The organism is Salegentibacter sp. T436, assembly GCF_001932675.1.
GTDB classification, from domain to species: domain Bacteria; phylum Bacteroidota; class Bacteroidia; order Flavobacteriales; family Flavobacteriaceae; genus Salegentibacter; species Salegentibacter agarivorans.
Map to the genome: position 1 here is coordinate 2675177 of NZ_CP012872.1, position 23686 is coordinate 2698862.

General features: G+C 36.0%; 20 protein-coding genes. 7 read left to right on the forward strand and 13 right to left on the reverse strand.

All coding sequences use genetic code 11. The features are described from left to right. Nucleotides 1-75: 75 nt before the first annotated feature. From AO058_RS11695 to AO058_RS11725, 7 genes are all read right to left on the reverse strand, one after another. Nucleotides 76-2562 carry a PIG-L family deacetylase gene (locus AO058_RS11695; RefSeq protein ID WP_075326732.1) on the reverse strand — a complete coding sequence of 829 codons (2487 nt, stop codon included), beginning with the start codon at nt 2560-2562 and terminating at the stop codon, nt 76-78. A gap of 166 nt (nt 2563-2728) precedes the next feature. Further along, nucleotides 2729-3268: a mechanosensitive ion channel domain-containing protein gene (locus tag AO058_RS11700; protein WP_075326733.1), complete on the reverse strand. Its 540-nt coding sequence runs from the start codon at nt 3266-3268 to the stop codon at nt 2729-2731. Nucleotides 3269-3420: 152 nt separating this feature from the next. Further along, nucleotides 3421-4011 carry a Maf-like protein gene (locus AO058_RS11705; RefSeq protein ID WP_075326734.1) on the reverse strand — a complete coding sequence of 197 codons (591 nt, stop codon included), beginning with the start codon at nt 4009-4011 and terminating at the stop codon, nt 3421-3423. Nucleotides 4012-4089: 78 nt separating this feature from the next. Next, on the reverse strand, nt 4090-5007 hold the full coding sequence (locus tag AO058_RS11710; RefSeq protein WP_075326735.1) for a geranylgeranylglycerol-phosphate geranylgeranyltransferase: 918 nt from the start codon (nt 5005-5007) through the stop codon (nt 4090-4092). A gap of 6 nt (nt 5008-5013) precedes the next feature. Continuing rightward, on the reverse strand, nt 5014-5340 hold the full coding sequence (locus AO058_RS11715) for a DMT family transporter (RefSeq protein ID WP_075326736.1): 327 nt from the start codon (nt 5338-5340) through the stop codon (nt 5014-5016). 3 nt (nt 5341-5343) lie between these two features. Further along, nucleotides 5344-5853, reverse strand: a complete 510-nt coding sequence (locus tag AO058_RS11720) for a KdsC family phosphatase (RefSeq protein WP_075326737.1) — start codon at nt 5851-5853, stop codon at nt 5344-5346. Next, nucleotides 5837-6598, reverse strand: a complete 762-nt coding sequence (locus AO058_RS11725) for a Rossmann-like and DUF2520 domain-containing protein (protein ID WP_075326738.1) — start codon at nt 6596-6598, stop codon at nt 5837-5839. Before AO058_RS11725 ends, AO058_RS11720 begins: the two co-directional genes overlap by 17 nt. 122 nt (nt 6599-6720) lie before the next feature. Here AO058_RS11725 and ccsA point away from each other — a divergent pair, with 122 nt between their 5' ends. Continuing rightward, on the forward strand, nt 6721-9909 hold the full coding sequence (ccsA, locus tag AO058_RS11730; protein ID WP_075326739.1) for a cytochrome c biogenesis protein CcsA: 3189 nt from the start codon (nt 6721-6723) through the stop codon (nt 9907-9909). 167 nt (nt 9910-10076) lie between these two features. Here ccsA and fumC read toward each other — a convergent pair whose 3' ends face one another. Further along, nucleotides 10077-11474: a class II fumarate hydratase gene (gene fumC / locus AO058_RS11735; protein WP_075326740.1), complete on the reverse strand. Its 1398-nt coding sequence runs from the start codon at nt 11472-11474 to the stop codon at nt 10077-10079. Nucleotides 11475-11656: 182 nt separating this feature from the next. On the opposite strand from fumC, the gene AO058_RS18550 reads away from it, so the two are divergent. Then, the gene (locus AO058_RS18550) at nt 11657-11833 is read left to right on the forward strand and encodes a hypothetical protein (RefSeq protein WP_093302571.1); all 177 of its coding nucleotides are present in this window, start codon (nt 11657-11659) and stop codon (nt 11831-11833) included. A gap of 92 nt (nt 11834-11925) precedes the next feature. On the opposite strand, the gene AO058_RS11740 is transcribed toward AO058_RS18550, so the two are convergent. From AO058_RS11740 to prfB, 4 genes are all read right to left on the reverse strand, one after another. Further along, nucleotides 11926-14454 carry a TonB-dependent receptor domain-containing protein gene (locus tag AO058_RS11740; protein ID WP_075326741.1) on the reverse strand — a complete coding sequence of 843 codons (2529 nt, stop codon included), beginning with the start codon at nt 14452-14454 and terminating at the stop codon, nt 11926-11928. 118 nt (nt 14455-14572) lie between these two features. Beyond that, the gene (locus tag AO058_RS11745) at nt 14573-14944 is read right to left on the reverse strand and encodes a hypothetical protein (protein WP_075326742.1); all 372 of its coding nucleotides are present in this window, start codon (nt 14942-14944) and stop codon (nt 14573-14575) included. Nucleotides 14945-14972: 28 nt separating this feature from the next. Beyond that, complete coding sequence (arsC, locus tag AO058_RS11750) at nt 14973-15317, reverse strand: arsenate reductase (glutaredoxin) (protein WP_075326743.1); 345 nt, start codon at nt 15315-15317, stop codon at nt 14973-14975. Nucleotides 15318-15387: 70 nt separating this feature from the next. Continuing rightward, nucleotides 15388-16486, reverse strand: a protein-coding gene (prfB, locus tag AO058_RS11755) for a peptide chain release factor 2 (RefSeq protein WP_143083614.1) whose coding sequence is annotated in 2 segments (ribosomal slippage) — nt 15388-16422 and nt 16424-16486 — 1098 coding nt in all. Because the reading frame shifts where the segments join, the coding sequence is not laid out codon by codon here. 272 nt (nt 16487-16758) lie between these two features. Here prfB and AO058_RS11760 point away from each other — a divergent pair. Both AO058_RS11760 and AO058_RS11765 read left to right on the forward strand, forming a co-directional pair. Continuing rightward, nucleotides 16759-17787, forward strand: coding sequence for a threonine aldolase family protein (locus tag AO058_RS11760; protein ID WP_075326744.1), 1029 nt, complete (start codon nt 16759-16761; stop codon nt 17785-17787). Nucleotides 17788-17876: 89 nt separating this feature from the next. After that, nucleotides 17877-18389: a redoxin domain-containing protein gene (locus AO058_RS11765; protein WP_075326745.1), complete on the forward strand. Its 513-nt coding sequence runs from the start codon at nt 17877-17879 to the stop codon at nt 18387-18389. Between the two features lie 87 nt (nt 18390-18476). Here the strand turns inward: AO058_RS11765 and AO058_RS11770 are convergent, their stop codons facing one another. Next, a complete protein-coding gene (locus AO058_RS11770) occupies nt 18477-18797 on the reverse strand; it encodes a YbaB/EbfC family nucleoid-associated protein (protein WP_075326746.1) in 321 nt (106 codons plus the stop codon). Nucleotides 18798-18925: 128 nt separating this feature from the next. Between AO058_RS11770 and AO058_RS11775 the strand changes: the two genes are divergently transcribed. The 3 genes from AO058_RS11775 (at nt 18926) to AO058_RS11785 (ending at nt 23525) form a co-directional block, all read left to right on the forward strand. After that, on the forward strand, nt 18926-20986 hold the full coding sequence (locus AO058_RS11775; protein WP_075327961.1) for a S9 family peptidase: 2061 nt from the start codon (nt 18926-18928) through the stop codon (nt 20984-20986). Between the two features lie 87 nt (nt 20987-21073). Next, nucleotides 21074-22114 (forward strand): PLP-dependent cysteine synthase family protein, encoded by a 1041-nt coding sequence (locus AO058_RS11780; RefSeq protein WP_075326747.1) that lies wholly within the window; start codon nt 21074-21076, stop codon nt 22112-22114. 145 nt (nt 22115-22259) lie between these two features. Then, nucleotides 22260-23525: an aminotransferase class I/II-fold pyridoxal phosphate-dependent enzyme gene (locus AO058_RS11785; protein WP_075326748.1), complete on the forward strand. Its 1266-nt coding sequence runs from the start codon at nt 22260-22262 to the stop codon at nt 23523-23525. Nucleotides 23526-23686: the final 161 nt, after the last annotated feature.

Consider the following 23686-nt stretch of genomic DNA (forward strand, 5'->3'; position numbering starts at 1 on the left):
TGATTATGTAGGCTGCGTTGGCCAAAAGAACAAAAGTATAGGATTTCTTCCAGGTAAATTTCTCGGGTTTCTTCATTATTTTCCTATTGAAATCATATTAGCAAAAAGCCTGTAAGCGCCGGGAACTCCCACCGGAAACTGTCTAAAAAAGCTTAAACCGGTATAAATAAAATATCCTTCTCCATATTTTGCAACCATTAAACTTCCATTTTTGGGAGTTTCATTTTTATCGTTCATAGAAAGGATTGGCGTAAATTCTTCACTCCAGGAATCAGGAAAGTAAAGTCCGCGTTCCTGCACCCAATTTTCAAAATCTTTTTCGGTGATTTTATTCGGAAAATTTAAGATAGGGTGATCTTCGGCTAAAAACCTAACTTCGGCCGTTTCATCGGTTACCCTGTCTCTAGATAATTCCAGCGGAAAAGGAGAAATATTCTCTGTCACCAACCCACGGTTAGTGTTGTATTGCACAATAAGATTGCCGCCATTTTTTACATAATCAAAAAGAGCCTGTTGCTTATATTTTAAGGCTTCTACGGTGTTTAATGCACGAATTCCCAGTACCACCGCATCATATTTTTGCAATGAAGCCTGTAAAATTGAAGCCACATTTAATTTATTAACTCGATAGCCAATTTGCTGAAGGCTTTCTGGAACAACATCACCCGCACCCTCAATGTACCCTACTAAATCTCCTTTTTTCTCGATTTCCAGTCTTGCAACTTTTAATTTTGTAGGAACTACCAGGTTTTGTTTCGGAATGTGTTTGTAATCTATACTGATGAGTTTTTCTGAAAATTTCTCTCCGTTTATCGTTGCTGAAGGAATTATAAAAGTTTCTTCCTGTTCTTTGGGCGGAGTAATCTCAAAAGTGACCGTTACTGAACTCCCTTTTTGCTGAAGCTGAAATTTATGATTTTCGGGCTTAATTTTCCAGTTTTCCCCGGCAGTAAGATTAACCTCTCCCTGAATATTTGGTTTTCCAGAGGTAAGTTTTACTGAAACTTTTTTAGATTCCTCATTTTCAAAAATGATTACATCTTCTTCAAAAGCGAGGGAAACTTTAGGAATAACCTCAAAAGGTTGATAGGTTTCGCCAAAAACAGCATCATTATATTTATAAACTATAGGTTTTTCAAAGTTTAGGGAAACATCCTTAAAATTGAGCTTAAAAACTGCTTTAGTAAGACCTGGTCTTTCGGGTAGCCCAATAAGCTCACGGTTTTTTACAATATACATTCCGTTTTTTGATTCTTCCTCTAACCAGTATGGCGTGGTATAAGATGTTTTTTCCGGAACCTTTAATGCGATCTTATTTTGCCAGTTTTCGTTATTTTTTAGTTCGGTTTCGGGTTGAACTTTAGAGTCATTCGGACTTAATTCTATTGAACTCAAAATTACAGGAAAATCACTTCGGTTAATAGCCTCCAGTTTAATTGTTACGCTATCTTTTGGAGTTGCTGAAGGCTGAGAAGCTACTGCTTCTAAAAATAAGCCTGTGCTGGCGTAAATAATATTTTTAATTTCTTTGGTTTTTAATTCCCGCCAATGTTCATTTGGTAATTTCTGGATCAGCTTATAAGCTTCAAGAAGTTGGGGTAGGCTAGCGGCAGGATTTGTAAAACTGTAGTTTTCTTCAACTTGATGTAGAATTTTACTAATTTCAGCACCACCTTCTAATTTGTTCCAGGAAGTATCTATACCTTCAAACACATCTTGCGAGCGTATGGTATCTCCTTTAATTGGTTCTAAATACTCCATTTGTTTACCACGGGACCCAGTACTTCCAAAGCCTTGAGATTGGTGTTGGCTTCGGCTTAAAGATGAAATTTCGGGATTTGAAAGTCCCAGTAGCGGAAAATAAACTCCGGTGTCAAAACTTATAAATCTATCTTTACTGGCTTCTTCAAAAGCTTCTTCACCGCCATAAAACCAGGGCGAAGTATTAAAATATGCACGTTTTGGTTGGTGGGTGTTGGTATAATTTAATTGGTCTGGAAATTTATTGGGATTAGCAGCAGCATCAAAAGCTTCTAAACTTAGAAGGGCAGAAGAAGTGTGATGCCCGTGAGTACTCCCGGGGGTGCGATGATCAAACCGATTTATAATCACATCTGGTTTAAAATTTCTAATTATCCAAACCACATCGCTTAATACTTTTTCTTTATCCCAAATTTTAAGGGTTTCTTCCGGGGTTTTAGAATAACCAAAATCGTTAGCACGGGTAAAAAACTGCTCTCCACCGTCTATTTCTCTCGCCGCAAGTAATTCCTGGGTTCTTATTAAGCCCAGTTGTTCTCTTAGTTCTGGGCCAATTAGGTTTTGACCACCATCACCTCGGGTTAAGGATAAATATGCGGTTCGGGCGTGTTTTTCGTTTGAAAAATAGGAAATTAATCGGGTGTTTTCATCATCGGGGTGTGCGCCAATGTATAAAACCGAACCAAGGAAATTCAGCTTTTTTATTTTCTGAAATATTTCAGAAGCATTTAATTTTTCGGGTTCCTGTGCGTGTAAATTCAACAGGAAAAAACAGAAAAGTAAACTAAATAGTTTTCGCATAAATTTCACGGCGATTAATAAGACATCCAAATATAAAAACTTTAGCCGCCTGAAGATAGAAAATTAACTGCTTTTACCCGGTAATCGTGATTTAATTATGTAAGGACTATTTATAATTTACAATAATAACAGCAGAAATTTGGAAAGCAAAAGATTTCTAAATGGTTTAAAGACTGCTTTTATCTCCATCCAGGTAAACATCTTTGGCAACTAAAGAAACCGCTTTTTGAAGAATTAAGTTATTTGGGTAGGTTATTAATTCTCCCTCTAAAGTTCTGAGGTGTAAATGAAAAGCCTTTATATCTTCAATAATAGCTTCAATAGGTAGATCTTTATCGTGAATCTTTATTTTGTCTCCAATTTTATACGGAAATGAAAAGAAAAGAATTACACCTGAAGTAATATTGCTAAGAATAGACCAAATAGCAAAAAGCGCAACCCCAAGCACTGCAAAAACCGAAGAAAATATTAAAGAAAGTTCGGTTAGTCCCATTCCCCAGGCAATGGCTAATAAGAAAACCGCGATAAATAGGATAAGTATATTAATGTATTTAAACATTAACCGGGTTCGGGTGAAGTCTATTTCACTTCGTTTTCCAACCCTATGAGCAGCTTTTTTTAACAAAAACTGGACGATTAATAAGGCAAATACAGTAATTATCGTGTAGGTAATTTCAGATCTGTATTGAGTTAAAACTTCAAACATTTTAGTGCTAATAATTTTATATAAAGGTAGATTTTAAAAGCTATTTTCAAATAAAAATTATGGACTTATTTAAAATTTTTACTTTCAGTTTAAGGTTAACTTAAAGCTTAAGGTTGTGTTATTTAATGATTTTATAATCAATTAATTATAATTTAAATAGAAGCAAGGTCAATTAGTTCGTTATAAACTAAATGGGTTGGAAGCCCTACTACATTAAAATAACTTCCTTCCAGATTGGTAATTCCAATTAAGCCAATCCATTCCTGTATTGCATAGCCGCCAGCTTTGTCAAAGGTTTTAAAATTTTCAACGTAATAATCAATCTCCCCGCTGGTAAGTTCTTTAAAAGTTACTTTTGTTTCGCAGTTTACGGTAGATTGATGATTGTGCGTAGTAAAACATACCGAAGTAAAAACACTATGGGTTTTACCCGATAATGATCTAAGCATCTCTTTAGCTTCAAGCGTAGTTTCAGGTTTTCCCATAGCTTTGTCTTCGTTGTACACTATGGTATCGCTGGTAATTAAAATCTGATCTTTTTTTAATTCCTTCTGAAAAGCTTCAGCTTTTAATTGTGAGAGAAAATCGGTTATTTCTTCTTTTTTAAGGTAATCTGGACATACTTCTTTTACCGGTCTCACATCAATTTTAAAAGGGATATTTAAATCTTTAAAAAATTGGTGACGTCTTGGAGAGCCTGATGCGAGAATTATTTCTTTCTTCTTTAAAAGTTCTTTAAGCATAATTATTTTATTAAAATCCCTGTAAGATAAGATTATTTGTAAAATTTTTTGTTGAGTGAAGTATACCAGGTGTAAATTCTATGAAACAAGAATAAACTGATATAAGCCTATAGAAGTTAGTCCGAAAAACATTATTATTTTTAATAATAAGCTTAGGTGTGAAAAATGTTTCTTCTTTTTGGCTTCCCAAATTTTAACCTGGAAATAGAGTAGGGGTGCGAGTATAAAAATAAGAGTATATATTACCAGGAAAGTATTCTCAAATAAATAATTGTAAATATAATATACAATTGCGGCCACGGGTAAAATGCCTATTGCAAAAATGATCTTATTGGTGCGGCTATGCCCAAGAATTATAGGTAAGGTTTGTATTCCGGCGTTATAATCTCCTTTCGCATCTTCCTGATCTTTTACTATTTCCCGAAGTAAATTTATTAGAAATGCAAAAATTGCATAATCCAGTAAAATTGAAAATAGTAAAGATTGAACCTGTTTATTTTGTGAATTTATTGCAGGAAAAAGATCAAAAACTGAAGGCAAAAGCACCACAAAGCCAACAAGCAAGCTAATTAAAACATTCCCCAGCACAGGAATTTGCTTTAAATAACTGGCATAAAGGTAGAGTAAAGCTGAAGAAAAGATGAAAATCGCAACAAACCCGGGTTTGCCCAGTAAATTAGCAAGGTAAAAACCAATTCCTACGCCAATAACATTCAAAATTATAAATAAATTATTCGCTTTTTTTTCTGAAATTTTATTGCCTATAATCAGCTTTTCCGGTTTGTTAATTTTATCGGCCTGTACATCATAAATATCATTAATTACGTATCCCGAAGCGGCAATACAAAGTGTGGCAAGCATAAGGAGCGCATACCCAAAAGTGCTAAGCGTAATTGCAGCGCCAAATTCCTCGAAAAATGAAAATTTAATCAGGATTAAAGTGAGTGCAATAAAAACCAGGTTGGGCCACCGAATTAGTTTGAGGTATGCTATCATATTTAATTATTCAGAAACAAATTTTAGACCTATGAGGGAAATAATTAAGGTGCTTAAGAAAAAGATACGCCAAAAATGCGCGGGTTCCTTAAAGATAAAAATACCCAGCAAAACGGTGCCCACAGCTCCAATACCTGTCCAAACCGCGTAAGCAGTGCCTATGGGTAGCGTTTGGGTAGCTTTGTAAAGTAGAACCATACTTAGCGTGAGCGAAAATAAAAAGCCAACAAACCAAAGGGTACTGGTATTTCCCGAGGTGACTTTCATTTTTCCCAGACAAAAAGCGAAACCTACTTCAAAAAGTCCGGCGAGAATAAGTATAATCCAGTTCATTTATTATTTATCAATCCATTTACCCTGCACTTTCATCACCTGCTCAATCACATCTCTTACACAACCTTTTCCGCCTTTTTTATGCGAAACATATTTTGAAATTTCTTTTACTTCGGCTACCGCATCCTGGGGGCAGCAAGGTAAACCAACAAGTTTCATAGGATAATAATCGGGAATATCGTCTCCCATATATAGAACATCTTCGGCGTTAATTTCATAAATATCGAAGAACTCGTCCATTTGTTCCACTTTATCGTGAATGCCCAGATAAATATCTGTAATTCCAAGGTCTCTAAGACGTTTGCGAACACCTTCGTTTTTCCCTCCAGAAATTATACAAACCGTAAAACCGGCATTTTTAGCTGCTTTTAAAGCATAACCATCTTTAATATTCATAGTACGAAGAAGTTCACCCTGAGTACTAATTTGAATGCTCCCATCGGTAAGCACACCGTCTACATCAAAAACAAAAGTGTTGATTTGGTTTAAATATTCTTTATAATTTTTTTCCATGAAAATCCTGAATAGATTGGGTTAAAATGCTGTAAATGTCTTTATTTTTTTTTGGTAAAAGTCTTAAATGAGCTTCAATCGTTTTTTGGTCATTTCTTATGGCCGGGCCGGTTTGAGCATCTTTTGGTGCTAAGCTTTCAATTTTTGAAGCGGTTTCCTTAATAAGTGGTCTTAAAATACTAAAATCTACCTGGTTTTTTTCGCAAATTTCTGCGCCAAGAGTATATAAATGATTGCTGAAATTGTTTACAAAAACTGCTGCCAGGTGTAAAGCTTTGCGTTGCTCAGAATTTACTTCTCTAACGTCTTTGGTGATTTCTAAAGCCAGTTTCTTAATTTTTTCTAAATTTTCAGCTGAATTTGCTTCGATGCAAACCGGGATTTCCCCAAAATCTACCAATTTGTTTTTAGAAAAAGTTTGCAACGGATAAAACACTCCGAAATTACTCAAATTTTCCAACGCATTTAAACTTACCGCGCCCGAGGTATGTAAAACTATCCCTGGAAGGTCTTTTAGATTATGGGCAACATCGGCAATTACATCATCTTTTAAAGCGAGTAAATAGAAATCGGCCGATTTTAAGTCGCTGATCCTGTTTGTGGTATTGGTGTAATCTTTAAAATAATTCAGGTTTTCTTCCAGGTGATTATACACCTGGATTACCCTGGTGTTTTCTGCTTCAGAAAATGCTCTAAATAGATGAAATGCAACATTCCCTGCACCTAAAATTACCACTTCTATCATTCGGCTAAATTATTAAAAATATTGAGGCAATAAAATTAACATTCATGTAGGAGAATGTCTTGATTTTTACTATTTCAAACCGTTAAAATTCCCTAAATTTGCGGGCTTAAAAGAGTTACTTCATGCAGAATAAAATAGCCTCTGTCATATTTTCTACACGTATAATGGCAGTCTTATTTGTGGTCTATGCAATAGCCCTGGCGTTGGGAACATTTATTGAAAGTTGGTACAGTATAGAAACCGCGAGAGTGTTAATTTATAACGCCTGGTGGTTTGAAGCCATTATGGTATTTTTTGTGATTAATTTCGCCGGAAATATTAAACGGTATAACCTTCATAAACGCGAAAAATGGTCTTCACTTTTAATCCATTTATCGTTTGTATTAATTTTAGTTGGTGCCTTTATTACCCGTTATATTAGTTATGAAGGTGTGATGCCTATCACGGAAGGTGAAACAACAAATATCATGCTTTCAGAAAAAACCTATTTTACCGCATTTATTGACGGGGAAATAGACGGCGAACCTCGCCGAAGGGTTTTGGAAGAACAGGTGCTTTTTGCCCCTGAAACCGAGAATGACTACGTATTAAATACCGATTATAATGGGCAACCGGTTACTATTGAAGCTACTAATTTTATTTATGGTGCTAAAGAAGAATTAGTTCCTGCCGAAGATGGAGAGAATCATCTTAAATTGGTAGAAGCCGGTGGTGGTAATCGTCACGACCATTATTTAAAAGAGGGCGAAGTTCAAAACATACACAATGTCTTATTCGCGTTAAATGAACCTACCGAGGGAGCGATTAATATAACGTATGAGGAAGAAACCGGAAAATACACTATAAACTCTCCATTTGAAGGCGATTATATGCGAATGGCCGACCAGGAGAAAGGGAATTTGGTTAAAGATTCTACCCAAAACTTAATGCTGCGCTCTCTTTATAATATAGGGGCTATGCAATTTGTAATTCCTGAACCGGTGGTTAAAGGAAAATACGATATTATAAAAACCCCAAAAAAAACCGACGGCCAGAGCGATGCTCTAACGGTAAAAGTTACTTCTGAAGGGGAATCTGAAACAGTTACTATTTTGGGTGGCCAGGGAATTCCCAGTGAACCTCATAAAGTAGAACTTGCCGGCCTGGAACTATTCCTTAACTACGGTAGTAAAGAGATAGAATTGCCTTTTGCATTAAAACTGAACGATTTTATTGCCAATAGATATCCGGGAACTGAAAACAGTTATTCTTCATTTAAAAGTAAAGTTGAAATTGTGGAAGAAGGAAAAGAAAATGTTCCCTACGAGATTTATATGAACCACGTTTTAGATCACAAAGGTTTCAGATTCTTCCAGGCCAGTTTTATGCCAGATGAAAGCGGTACAGTACTTTCTGTAAATCACGATTTCTGGGGTACCTGGGTAACTTATATAGGTTATTTTCTACTTTATTTGGGATTAATGCTCATCTTGTTTGATAAAGGTTCCCGTTTTGGAAACCTTAAGGATATGCTTGAAAAAGTAAAAGACAAAAAGAAAAAATTAACTACGGTGCTTATTTTCTTTATGGCTACCGGCTCTATGTTTGCACAAACACCGGGAGACGAGCACGAGCATGCTGAATCGGCCAAAAGAGAAGTAGATTCTATTATTAAAAGCAACGCCATAAGCGAAGAGCACGCTGCTGATTTTGGCCGACTTATAATCCAGGATGCCGGCGGAAGGATGAAACCCGCTAATACGTATTCTTCAGAATTGCTTCGGAAATTAAGCAAATCTGATTCTTACGAAGGCTTAAGTTCAGACCAGGTTTTAGTTTCACTTACTCAAAACCCAATGATTTGGTATAATGTACCTATTATTTATGTTGAAAAACATAACGATAGTTTACATAATCTTCTTGGGGTAGAAGAAGGGAAAAAATACCTTACCCTTAGTAGTTTCTTTGACGAGATGGGGAATTATAAACTTTCTCCGCTGTTAGAAGAAGCCTACCAGGCTGCTGTGCCTAATAAATTTCAGAAAGATTTTATCAATACCGATAAAAAAGTGAATTTATTATATCGTGCGCTTCAGGGTAAGATTTTAAGAATTTTCCCAATTCCGGAACATGAAAATAATAAATGGGTTTCTTATCCTGAATTAGAAGATGAAGAAGGTGCTTTTAAAGGAATGGATTCGGTGTACACCAAACAAATTCTTCCACTTTATATGACTTCCCTTTCTGATGCGGTTGAAAGTGGAGATTATTCTAAAGCAAACCAGTTTCTGGAAAGTATAAAAGGATTTCAAAAGAAATTCGGGGCCGAAGTATTGCCTTCAGAAGAAAAGGTTAATGCAGAAATTGCTTATAACAAATACGATATTTTTAGGAATCTTTTTTGGATGTATATGGTAGCCGGTTTATTTATGCTGGTTATTGTAATTGTAAAGATTTTTAAAGAAAATAAATTTATTGATTGGCTGGTTAAAATAAGCGCCGTCGTTATAATTGTTCTTTTTGTTTTACATACTTTAGGTTTAATTGCCCGGTGGTATATTTCTGGACACGCACCCTGGAGTGATGCTTACGAGTCTATGATTTACGTAGCCTGGGCCACAATGTTCTTTGGTTTGGCTTTTGGAAGAAAAAGTACCTTAACTATTGCATCTACAGCCTTTGTAACTTCAATGATTTTGATGATTGCGCACTGGAACTGGATGGATCCATCTATAGCAAACCTCCAGCCTGTGTTAGATTCCTATTGGTTAATGATTCACGTTTCAGTAATTGTGGGAAGTTACGGCCCATTTACCCTGGGAATGATTCTGGGGGCAGTGGCATTGCTTTTAATGATTTTTACTACTGAAAAGAATAAAAAGAAAATGGATCTCAATATAAAAGAGATCACCATTATTACTGAAATGGCGTTAACTGTAGGTTTGGTAATGCTAACCATTGGAAACTTCCTTGGAGGACAATGGGCTAATGAAAGCTGGGGACGTTACTGGGGCTGGGACCCTAAAGAAACCTGGGCTTTAATTAGTATTATGGTTTATGCCTTCGTAATACATATGCGACTTGTGCCGGGATTACGAAGTAGATGGTTCTTTAATCTTATGGCTGTTGTATCTTTTGCCAGTATTTTAATGACTTATTTTGGAGTAAACTTCTACTTAGCAGGTTTACACTCTTACGCAAGCGGAGATAAAGTGATAACGCCAACATTTATTTATTACGCCGTGGCTATAGTAGCCTTGCTTGGTGCAGTTTCTTACTGGAGATTCCAGAAGTTTTATGCTAAAAAGCCCAAGAAGAAGATTGAAAAATAATTAGAAAATTGCGAACTGAAAAATCTCGTGTTTAAAGTAAGGTGGTGAGGCTTCTAATATGTATAGATTCACAACAACTTAGATCCTGAAACAAGTTCAGGATGACGAATAAAAAAGCCTGTCTAAATTTTTTAGACAGGCTTTTTGAGTTTATACAAAGGAATCAATTATTTAATATTTCCAACCATATCTTTAGGTTGTACCCATTCATCAAATTGCTCTTCGGTAAGATGACCTAATTCAACAGCAGCTTCTTTAAGTGTAGTGCCGTCTTCGTGAGCTTTATTAGCAATTTCAGCGGCTTTATAATATCCAATTTTGGTATTTAAAGCGGTAACCAGCATTAAAGAATTATTTAAATGTTCTTTGATTCTTGGGGTGTTCGCTTCAATTCCACGAGCACAATTAACATCAAAAGATACACAGGCATCACCAATAAGTTCTGCACTTTGTAATAAGTTAGCAGCCATAACCGGTTTAAATACATTTAATTCAAACTGGCCCTGCATTCCGCCAACCCCAATGGCTACGTCGTTACCCATTACCTGTGCGCAAACCATAGTTAAAGCTTCACATTGCGTAGGGTTCACTTTTCCTGGCATAATGGAAGAGCCGGGCTCGTTTGCAGGAATATTGATCTCTCCAATTCCACTTCTTGGTCCTGATGAAAGCATTCTAATATCGTTTCCTATTTTATTAAGGGAAACCGCTAATTGCTTTAAAGCACCGTGAGTTTCTACAAAAGCATCATGTGCGGCAAGAGCTTCAAATTTATTTCCTGCGGAAATAAATGGTAATTCAGTGAATTTTGCGATAAATTCAGAAACGCGCTTTGAATATCCTTTTGGAGTATTTAATCCCGTCCCAACAGCGGTACCACCAAGTGCTAATTCGGCTAAATGCGGAAGCGTATTTTCCAGCGCATTAATTCCGTGATCTAGTTGAGCCACATAACCACTAAATTCCTGGCCCAGGGTTAGGGGAGTGGCATCCATAAAATGCGTACGCCCAATTTTTACAACTTCTTTAAACTCATCTGACTTTTTCTTTAAAGTATCACGAAGCTGTCTTACACCCGGAAGGGTAACTTTCGTAATCTTTTGGTAAGCTGCGATATGCATTCCCGTAGGAAAAGTATCGTTAGAAGATTGCGATTTATTTACATCATCGTTTGGTTGCAGGGTTTTGTCTCCTTCTCCCAAAGTTTTTCCTGCAAGTTGGTGCGCGCGGTTGGCAATAACTTCATTTACGTTCATATTGCTTTGAGTACCGCTTCCGGTTTGCCATATTACCAAAGGAAATTGGTCATCATGTTTCCCTTCAAGAATTTCGTCACAAACCTGGGCAATGTAATCTCTTTTATCTACCGGCAAAACACCTAATTCGCAGTTGGTGTATGCAGCAGCTTTTTTGAGGTAAGCAAAACCATAAACTATTTCCAGAGGCATACTGGCGGCAGGACCAATTTTAAAATTATTCCGGGAGCGTTCCGTTTGTGCACCCCAGAGTTTATCGGCCGGAACCTTTACTTCTCCAATAGTATCTTTTTCTATTCTATAGTCCATAATTAATATATTAGTTGTGACACAAATTTACAAGTTAGCGGCTTTTTTATAGGTATAAAAACAAAGAATTTAGCCTGTATTTTTTCTGATTTTCGTCAAGTAAGTGTGAATTTCTCACAATTTAATTGTGATAAGCCGGCAAAGCTTACTATCTTTGACCAGATCAAAAAAATTTTGATATTATGTTCGAATTCGATCAATACCTCGGTTTCCTGGCTTTCCTGGTTATTTTAACTATGGGATTCTGGCTTATGATTTTCCTAATGGCTATCTTACCCTATTGGATAGGCGGTTCGGTTGCTGAATTGCTTAAAGAAAAGAAAGAAGCTAGAAAAAAAGCTAAAGAAGAAAAAGCATAAAAAAAGGGACGGTTAATGTCCCTTTTTTTATGCTTTATTTTTTACAATAAAATAAAAACCGGCTTATTTAAGCCGGTTTTATTAGTTCTAAATTATCCTTCAAATCCGGGATCATCAAAATCTTCTTCACCACCACGTCGTTGTTCGCGTTTTTGCTGATTGAATCTATAAATTACTGAAAGGTTAATTTGTCTTTGTCTCCATTGGAATTCACTTTCCCTGTTAAAGAATTCAGTAGAAGTAAATGATTTTCTTTTTCTTGAATTTAATAAATCTCTTACGTTTAAAGAAAGCGTAACATTATCGTTTAGAATTTCTTTACTAAAAGCAAGATCTATAGAAAAAATCCCTTCGTTTTTAGTTTGTGCATTTTCCTGTGGACCACGATAGAAAGCATTGGTTTGCCAATCTATAGCACCGGGAAGTGTTACTTTAGAGCTAAACCTTGCAAACCAGCTTGTATTTTTTGCTCCATAATCTACACCATTAAATTCACCTTCAGTTTCAAACTGAAAAAAGTTAAAACTACTATTTAATCTTAACCAGTCTGCCGGGTTGTAAAGAATACCAAGTTCTCCACCGGTTCTTTTATTAGTAGCAAGGTTAATAGGGATAGTTCTAATAATATCAATACCATCTGTAGTTTCCTGGCCTGTATTTTCTTCAACTCTTTCAAACGAATCTGTTTCGTGTTGATAATAAACAGAAGAAGTAAAGGTTATTTTATCCCATCGTTTTAAGTATCCAATATCAAAAGCGCTGGCAAAAGCCGGTTGTAAATTAGGATTTCCCTGAAATACGTTAGTACGACTTGAACGAGATGGGAACGGATTAATATACCAACCTCTAGGGCGGTTAATCCTTCTATTATAACCTACAGTTATATTTTCTTCTTCGCCACCGTCACTGGATAATTCGTAAATTAAATTAACTGTTGGGAACAAGCCTAAATAATTATTGTCAAATTTTGTTTGAATTGGGAATCCAAAAGCTTCAACAAGTTCTTCATCACTTAGTCTTGAATTTATATCACCTTTAAGTTGAGTGTTTTCTAATCTTAAACCTAAGAGAAATGAAAATTTACCAAATTTGGTTCCGTATTGAGAATACAGGGCATTTACGTTTTCTTCGTAATCAAAGATATTGGTAAGCGTATCGTTAGTTACCAGATTTCCGGTAGCTAAATCTTCCTGCTGTAGACGGTAATCTGTAATTTCGTTTTCAAAATTTCCGCGGTAACCGGCTTCAAATCTAGCGTCTTCCCCAAGCGGTAAAACATAATCTGCCTGGATTAAATATTCTTTTTGATCTTCTTCGGTATAAACTTCTTCTCGTTGAAAAGCTTCAGGATTTTCCTGATTTGTAGAAATATATTCTTCGTTTATAAAAGTATTTTGAACTTCGGCATCGTTTTCATATTGAAAATCGGCTGTTAGTTCGTGACCTTCATCATTAAATTTATTCTGGTAATTTATTGAAATCTGGTAGCTATTATCTTCTTCACTTTGTAACTCTCTTCTTAAAGTTTCTTCAACTAAACTGCCACCAATATAGCGATCGCTATTATTTAAGGTTTCATCTTCATCCTCACCGTAGCGATAAAAAATACTGGCTGTAAGCGAAGATTGCTCGGTAAGGAAATATTCAATTCCAAAATTACCGTTGTAGTTTCTATTTAAACGCTCTGTTTCCCGTTCCTCGCGAATTCTATCATACTCGGGTCTAACAATTTCCCCATCAGAATTAAATCGTCTTAGATATTCGGTATCACTAAAGTTATTTTGGGGAGCATCAAAATAGCGCCATCCAATATTAGTAAATAGATTGAATTTTTCAGTTCTATAGTTAAGATTGGTGGAAAGTCCGGCATTATCAGGATGACCTAAGTTTAAATTTACTGAACCGTTGAATCCAAGGGTTTCTTTTTGTCTAAGAATGATATTTAGGATACCTGCCGTTCCTTCAGCATCATATCTAGCCGAGGGGGAAGTAATAACTTCAACACGTTCAATAGCTTCAGCAGGAAGCTGGCTTAAAACATTGCTATCTCCAAACCCGGCCATTGCCGATGGTTTACCGTTAATTAGAATTCTAACATTTTGATTCCCTCTTAAGCTAATTCCGCCTTCAACATCTACAGAAACCGAAGGAACGTTATTAAGAGCATCACTAACAGTACCTCCTGCGGTGGTAAGGTCTTTTCCTATATTATAAATCTTTTTATCAAGTTGGACGCTTACCTGTGTAGTTTCGGCCTGGACTACAACCTCGTCAAGACTATCTGAATCAAGCCCCAGAGAGATAGTACCTAAATTAATATCTGAATCTACCTTACGATCATTGAATTCTTTAGTTTCATAAGAGATAAATTCAACAATAACATTATAAGTGCCTTCTGGGACTTCTATAGAGAAATTTCCCTGGGAATTGGTTACAACTCCTGTAACATCTGCAGGTTCGTTGGCATTAACTACAGAAACTGTTGCAAACTCCAGAGGAACATTCATCTCCTCGTCCATTACTTTTCCGGAAATTTTATGCGGGCCCGATTGGGCGAAGCCGCTAAGGCTGAAAAAAAGAAAAAACGCTACACTGAGCGTACTCAAGATTTTGGTGGTCATAGAAAAATTTTATTCTTTGACTCCAATTTTTTGAAATGGTTTAATGGAATTTGGGTTAAACTCGCGTTAAATACGACTTTTAAATGTTAAAAGTACTTTTATCACTGAGCTTCAATACTTAAGATTTACGACTAATTTTCTTATTTAATTCAAGATATTTTTCAAACTGCTTTTGGCTCATTAATTTCTGCAACTTTCTATGTTCTGCCTTTTGAATTTCCTTGAGTTTAAAGATTATTTCATCTTCATGTAAAGCCGTAGTATTAAGGATTTCATTCTTTTTAAGGGTATATTCTATAATAAGATCTTCAAGTTTACCGGTTTGTTCAAAATCCAGTTCTAATTCTCTTTTCCAGGTATAGGCTAATTCCCTTGCAATTTCAAGAAGTTCTTTTCTGCTTTTTCTATGCAGGTAAAAATGGGAAAAAACAAATCCCGCAACTAGAAATCCGGCGGCTCCAATTATAGCTATTTTATGTTGAGTTTTCATTTTTTACTGGTTTGAATTACCAAAACTTTTATTGTAGTAAATCTTCAATTTTAGAACCCGGGCGACCTACAACCGCAGTATCTTTAGTTTCTACAATAGGTCTTTCAATTAATTTTGGATTTTTAACCATTACAGTAATTAATTCCCTGTCGCTAAGATCTTTATTTTTATATTCTTCTTTCCAGATCTTTTCGTTGGTTCTTATTAACTGCATAGGATAAAAACTTAATTTATCCAGAATTTGCTTTAATTCAGTTTCAGAAAGAGGTTCTTTTAAATATTCTCTAACCTCATAATCTTTTCCTGAGTTTTTAACGATTTCCAATCCTTCCCGGGATTTTTTACATCTGGCGTTATGGTAAACTGTAATCATTATTTTTTGGTTTTGGCTTCTTTAAAATAAACAATAAATTCTAATTCTAAAATTTATGAGTATAAACTTATCAATCTTCCTGCCGTTGTCCCATCATCATTAAAAAAGCTTTTAAAAACATATCAATATCACCATTCATCACGGCATCTACATTTCCGGTTTCTTCTGCAGTTCTTACGTCTTTAACCAATTTATAAGGATGCATCACGTAATTTCTAATTTGAGATCCCCATTCAATTTTCATCTTAGAATCTTCAATTTCCCTACGTTGGGCCTGTTGTTTCTGAAGTTCTATTTCATACAACTGACTTTTTAAAAGCTGCATTGCCTTGGTCTTATTTTCCAGCTGCGATCGTGTTTCAGAATTTTCTACAACAATTCCCGTGGGAGCGTGGCGCAATCTAACCGCGGTTTCAACCTTATTTACATTTTGTCCCCCAGCTCCAGAAGAACGCATAGTTTCCCAGGAAATCTCAGAAGGATTAATGTCTATTTCAATTGAATCATCGGCTAATGGATAAACATAAACCGAAGCAAAAGAGGTGTGCCTTTTCGCATTACTGTCAAATGGGGAAATTCGTACCAGCCTGTGTACGCCATTTTCTCCTTTTAACCATCCAAAAGCAAAATCGCCTTCAATTTCAAGCGTTACCGTTTTAATTCCTGCCACATCACCGGCCTGGTAATTCAATTCTTTTATCTTAAACCTGCGTTTTTCGGCCCACATCAAGTACATACGCCTAAGCATCTCGGCCCAGTCGCAACTCTCGGTACCACCGGCACCGGCAGTAATTTGTAAAACCGCACTCAATTTATCACCCTCTTCCGAAAGCATATTTTTAAATTCAAGGTCTTCTATAAGGTCCAAGGCCTGCTTATGTTTTTCTTCCACATCTTTTTGCGTAGCTTCATCTTCCTTATAAAATTCATACAAAACCTCTAAATCTTCTACCAGGGTTTCTCCTTTTTCAAATTCGTCTACCCATTGCTTTTCAGTATTGAGATCACGCATTAGTGCCTCAGCTTTTTTAGGATCGTCCCAAAAATCTGAAGCAAAGGTTTTTTCTTCCTGGTTGGAGATTTCTATTTTTTTGGCATCAATGTCAAAGATACCTCCTTAACGCACCAAGGCGCTCTCTGAGATCTTTGATCTGCTCAGTTGTAATCATATCTAAATTTTATAAGGTAAAAATAGAATTTAAGACTGCGACGGGAAAGTATTTAACGATATTTTTATAGTTTTAGACTTCCTATAAAAGCACGTAAATGCAGCAATTTTCACTTATTTTGCTGTTAGTCAGTTTCTCACTTTCCAGAATAATATAATTTCTTCTGAAAAAGAAATTTTGCATTGGAGGTTTGAAATTGATTTTAGAAATTTAGTTATAATGAATCAAATGGAAATAATTTCTGTTTTTGCTGAAATAAAAAAGAAATATATATGAAAGAAATAGATTTAAGAAGTGATACCGTAACCCGCCCAACAAGCGGAATGTTAAAAGCAATAATGGGCGCCGATGTTGGGGACGATGTTTATAAGGAAGATCCTAGCGTAAACGCTTTAGAAGAAAAACTGGCAAAGATGTTCGGGAAGGATGAAGCCTTATTTTTTCCTACCGGAAGTATGGCTAACCAGGCCGCAATAAAATTGCATACACAACCTGCCGAGCAGCTTATTTGTGATAAATGGGCGCACGTTTTTAACTATGAAGGTGGTGGCGCTTCTTTTAATAGTGGGGTTTCCTGCAAGTTGGTAGATGGTGATCGCGGAATGATTACTGCTACCCAGGTTGAAGAAAATATAAATCCGCCAGACTTTTATCACAGTCCGTTAACGAGTTTGGTTTGTTTGGAAAATACCACCAATAAAGGTGGTGGCGCTTGTTACGATCTAAAGGAAATCAAAAAAATAAGAAAAGTTTGCAATACGCATAAATTAGGTTTGCATTTAGACGGCGCAAGGCTTTTTAATGCCTTGGTGGCTAAAAATGAAGATCCAAAAGAATACGGAAAATTATTTGATACTATTTCGGTTTGTCTTTCTAAAGGGCTGGGAATCCCTATGGGATCGGTGCTTATTGGTGATAAGGAAATTATGAAAAACGCGATTAGAATTCGTAAAGTTTTAGGTGGTGGTATGCGCCAGGTAGGTTTTATGGCCGCAGCCGGAATTTATGCCTTAGATAACCACGTAGAACGTTTAGCCGAAGACCATAAAAGAGCTGCAGAAATTGCTGAAACTTTAGATGCTGCAAGCTATGTGGGCGAGGTGGAAACTGTGGAAACAAATATTATTATTTTTTACCTGAAAAATGCTTCAGATGAAACTGCTTTTATGAAAAAGCTTCAGCAGGAAAATATTAGAATAAGCAATATGGGACAGGGAAAATTAAGAATTGTTACCCATTTAGATTATTCCGAAGAAATGCACCAGAAGTTTTTGAAGGTTCTACGGGAAATTAATTTATAGGTTTTAATAGAGTTTAACCTAATCTTACAATGCTTTTAATATGTTTCGGGAATTGAATTTCATAATTTTCAAAAAACCAAAATTAAGTTATGAAAAATGTATTGCCAAGAAAAGAAGTACCAAGATTAAGAGTAGAAACTACCAGCGGAATGCAATGGGATTTACGCGACCAGAAACCAGAGAATTTTACGATGGTTATTTTTTATCGCGGATTGCACTGCCCGGTTTGTAAATCGTATTTAGAAGAATTAAATAAAAAAGTTGAGAAATTTCAGGAGAAAGGAGTGAGTGTTATTTGCATTAGCGCGAATAATAAGACCCTGGCAGAAAAAACGGTGAAGGAATGGGAAGTAGATAATCTTACTATAGGTTATAATTTTAATACTGAAGATGCCCGGAAATGGGATTTATATATTTCTGAAGGAATTAACGATGAACCGGAAGTTTTCTTTGAACCCGGACTGTTTCTTGTTAAACCTGATAATACCCTTTATGCGGCTTCTATTCAAACGATGCCTTTCGCAAGGCCAAAATTTGATGAATTATTAAAGGCTATAGATTTTGTGGTAGAAAAAGAATATCCAGCAAGGGGAGAAGCATAAAAAGAAAAACCTCACAGTTTTTAGAAAGCTGTGAGGTTTTTTTGATTTAAATTCTGAAATAAATTCAGGATTTAAGATAATTAAATTCTATTTGAATTGATCTAAACCGGGAATATCTGGCATCCCGTCTTTTGCTACGGCAGCAAGTTCTGCTTCGTTAATATCTGAAGCTCTGCTTATCGCTTTATTTAAAGTGAGTACCAAATAATCTTCCAGCTGTTCTTTATCATCCATCAATTCATCAGCAACGCTAATATTCTTAATTTCACGCGTAGCGCTAATAGTTACTTTTAGAAGTCCGTCACTGGATTTTTCTTCAATAGTTACCGTTTTTAGGCGTTCTTTAGTTTCTTCAACCTTTTGTTGGGTTTCCTTGATCTTATTCATCATACCCATATCTCCAAACATAGTCTCTTTTTTAAATTTAATAAACACAAATTTACTAATTACAGGTTTAATCCTGTTAATTTGAACCCACTAATTATGTATTTGGTTGGGAAGCCTTACCTTTGCAAGCGCTTAAAAATAATGCAGATTTGAAAAAAGAAATTTTACCGCCAAAAGCTAAGAAAATACCTAAAAGCCTGGAATTTCACGGAGACGTGAGAATAGATAATTATTACTGGATGAACAATCGCGACAATCCGGAAGTTATTGATTATCTAAATCAGGAAAATGAATATAACCAGAAAATGACTGCCCATACCAAAGATTTTCAGCAGCGGTTATTTGAGGAAATGAAAGGCCGAATAAAAGAAGATGATGAATCGGTTCCCTATAAATTGAATAATTACTGGTATTTAACTCGTTTTGAAACCGGAAAAGATTACCCAATTTATTCAAGGAAAAAGCGGGAACTGGATGCGCCTGAAGAATTGCTTTTTGATGTTAATGAAATGGCCGAAGGTTTTGAATATTACAGTCTTGGCGGATTGAATGTGAGTCCCGATAATAAAATGGTGGCTTTTGGGGTAGATACTTTAAGCCGAAGAAAATATACCATTCAAATTAAAGACCTGCAAACAGGAGAAACTTATCCTGATAAAATTGAAAATGCAACCGGAGGTTCTACCTGGGCCGCCGATAATAAAACGCTTTTCTACACGAAGAAAGACGAACAAACGCTTCGTTCTTATCGAATTTACAAGCACATTTTAGGAACTGATTCTGCTGAAGATGAACTGGTTTTTGAAGAGGAGGATGAAACTTTTAACACCTATGTATATAAATCTAAATCCAAAGAATATATCATAATAGGAAGTCATAGTACTTTAACTACAGAATACCGTATTTTAAAGGCTGATGATCCATCTGGTGAATTCCAGGTTTTTCAGCCAAGAGAACGAGGTTTAGAGTATAGCATAGCGCATTACGAAGATAACTTTTATGTAATGACCAATAAAGATGGTGCCACCAACTTTAAACTTATGAAAACCCTGGTTGATAAAACCACAAAAGAAAACTGGGTAGACGTTATTCCCCATCGCGAAGATTATTTACTTGAAGATATTGATATCTTTAAAAAGTATCTGGTAGTAAGCGAGCGTAACAATGGCTTAAATAAAATAAAAGTGATTCGCTGGGATAATTCAGAAGAATATTATATTCCTTTTGATAATGAAACCTATACCGCTTATACCTCAATAAATCCTGCTTTTGATACTGATATTTTAAGATTCACTTATAATTCTATGACCACGCCAACTTCGGTTGTAGATTTTAATATGGAAACCCGGGAAAAGACGGTTTTAAAAGAACAGGAAGTTTTAGATAAAAATTTTAATAAAAATAATTACCTCTCTGAGAGAATTTGGGCTACTGCCAAAGATGGTACTAAAATTCCGGTGAGTTTGGTTTATAAAAAGGGAACTAAATTAGACGGAAATAGTCCGCTATTACAATACGCTTACGGTTCCTACGGTTCTACCATAGATCCTTATTTTTCTACAGTAAGACTCAGTTTATTAGATCGTGGTTTTATTTATGCAATCGCACACATTCGTGGTGGGGAATACCTGGGGCGTAACTGGTATGAAGACGGAAAGCTTTTCAATAAAATGAACACTTTTACCGATTATATAGATGTTTCAGAATATTTAATTGAGGAAAAATATACTTCCGCAGCACATCTTTACGCAATGGGTGGTTCGGCAGGAGGTTTGCTTATGGGGGCGGTTATTAATATGGCGCCACAGCTTTATAACGGAGTTATTTCTGCAGTTCCTTTTGTAGATGTGGTAACTACTATGTTAGATGATAGTATCCCGTTAACCACTGGGGAATACGATGAATGGGGAAATCCGAATAATAAAGATTATTACGAATATATGATGCAATATTCACCTTACGATAATGTAGTGGCGCAACATTATCCAAATTTACTGGTAACAACAGGTTTACACGATTCCCAGGTTCAATATTGGGAACCGGCAAAATGGGTAGCGAAATTAAGAGAATTAAAGACCAATAATAATTTATTATTGTTCCATACTAATATGGATGCCGGTCACGGTGGGGCTTCCGGACGTTTTGAAGCTCTAAAAGAAGTAGCCGAAGAGTATGCGTTTTTACTGGATTTGGAAGGAATTGACCACTAATTAAAAAATTTGCCTTAAATTTGGGGGATTTTACGCTCTTAAAAAGAGTGAAATAGTTAACCCAAATTTTGTAAAGAACTTCGATTTATGAAAGAAGATTTGCAAGTATATGATAATGTATTGCAATTAATTGGCAATACACCCTTGATACAACTGAATAAAATAACCCAGGAATTTAAAGGGGAATTCTTCGCTAAAGTAGAAGCCTTTAATCCGGGACACTCCGCTAAAGACCGTATTGCACTTTATATTATTGAAGAAGCCGAGAGAAAAGGTATTCTTAAACCGGGAAGCACAATTATAGAAACTACTTCTGGTAATACCGGTTTTAGTATTGCTATGGTAAGTGTTATAAAAGGTTATGAATGTATTCTTGCGGTAAGCTCCAAAGCTTCTAACGATAAGATTGATATGCTAAAAACAATGGGCGCCAAGGTGTATGTATGCCCGGCGCACGTTTCGGCAGACGACCCTAGATCTTATTACCAGGTTGCGAAAAGATTGCATTCAGAAACTAAAGGCTCGGTTTATATTAATCAGTATTTTAATGAGCTGAATATTGATGCTCATTTTAATTCTACAGGCCCCGAGATTTGGAAACAAACCGAAGGAAAAATAACTCACCTTGTAGCTTGTAGCGGTACCGGTGGAACAATTTCTGGAACGGCCAGATATTTAAAGCAGCAAAATCCTGAAATGAAAGTTATTGGTATAGATGCTTACGGTTCAGTTTTAAAGAAATATCACGAAACAAAAGAATTTGATTCTGGTGAGATTTATCCGTACAGAATAGAAGGACTGGGAAAAAACCTTATTCCATCTGCAACAGATTTTGAAATTATAGATCGTTTTGTTAAGGTTAGTGACGAAGATAGTGCACATACCGCCAGGGAACTTGCAAAAACCGAAGGTTTATTTGTAGGTTACACCAGTGGTGCAGCTACCCAGGGATTAAAACAACTTGCTGAAGAAGGAGAATTTGACGAAAACAGTAATGTTGTAGTAATATTTCCCGATCACGGCTCCCGATATATGGGGAAAGTCTTTAGCGACGATTGGATGGAAGAACAGGGCTTTTTTGATACTAAAAATGAAATTGAGGCACAGCCTATAGAATTTATAAAATAAGAGTATTTTGAAATTTATTCAGAAATAAAGTTTATAAAAGCATCCCGCGTAGGATGCTTTTCTTTTATTTGAATTTGCTGAATAAATAACTTTGTGCAATTGAGCCAATTTTAAGTATTTTTGCGGCTCGACTAAAAAAAGATCGATGAGGGATTTATTTGAAAAAATATATAAAGATAAAGGACCATTAGGAAAATGGGCAGAGCAAGCTGAAGGATATTTTGTATTTCCTAAGCTGGAAGGGCCAATTTCTAACCGAATGAAATTTAGAGGGAAAGAAGTAATTACCTGGAGTATTAATGACTACCTGGGGCTTGCCAATCATCCAGAAGTAAGAAAAGTAGATGCTGAAGCTGCTGCTGAATACGGTTCGGCTTACCCAATGGGTGCTAGAATGATGAGCGGCCATACTCAGCTTCACGAAAAATTGCAGGACGAATTAGCTTCTTTTGTACACAAACAATCGGCCTACTTGCTTAATTTTGGTTACCAGGGAATGGTTTCTACCATAGACGCTTTAGTTTCTAAGCAAGATGTAATAGTTTATGATGTAGATGCTCACGCCTGTATTATAGATGGTGTAAGATTACATTTAGGTCAGCGTTTTACTTATAAGCACAACGATCTTGAAAGTATAGAAAAGAACCTGCAACGTGCCACTAAAATTGCAGAGCAAACCGGAGGAGGAATTCTATTGATTTCTGAAGGCGTTTTTGGTATGCGTGGTGAACAGGGGAAATTAAAGGATATCGTTGAGCTGAAGAAAAAATATAATTTCAGACTTTTTGTAGACGATGCCCACGGTTTTGGTACTCTTGGCAAAACAGGAGCTGGAGCAGGTGAGGAGCAGGGCATTCAGGATGAGATTGATGTGTATTTTGCCACTTTCGCAAAATCATTGGCTAGCACAGGTGCATTTATTGCAGCCGATAAAGAAATTATTGATTATTTAAAATATAATTTACGTTCGCAAATGTTCGCTAAATCATTGCAAATGCAATTGGTAGTGGGAGCATTAAAACGTTTGGAAATGCTAAGAACAATGCCAGAGCTTAAAGAAAAGTTGTGGGAAAATGTTAATGCACTTCAAAACGGACTTAAAGAAAACGGATTTGATATTGGAACCACGCAAAGTTGTGTGACTCCGGTATATCTAAAAGGAAGCATTCCGGAAGCAATGGCTTTGGTGAAAGATCTTAGGGAAAACCACGGCGTTTTCTGTTCTATCGTAGTTTACCCAGTTATTCCTAAAGGACTTATTTTATTAAGAATGATTCCTACCGCTACGCATACCCTTCAGGATATTGAAGAAACCTTAACTGCTTTTTCAGCAATTAGAGAGCGTTTAGAAAACGGAACTTACAAAAGGTTATCCGCTTCAGTTTCTGCAGCTATGGCAAGCAAGGAGTAGGAAATATTTAGTTCTTAAAAATTAATAAAAGCCGTTTAAAATTCCACTTTTCGTCACCCTGAACTTGTTTCAGGGTCTAGTTTAAAACAAACGTCATTCTGAAACAAGTTCAGAATGACGTTTGAAAGAAGAAATTTTAAATGGCTTTTCTATGTTTAAAT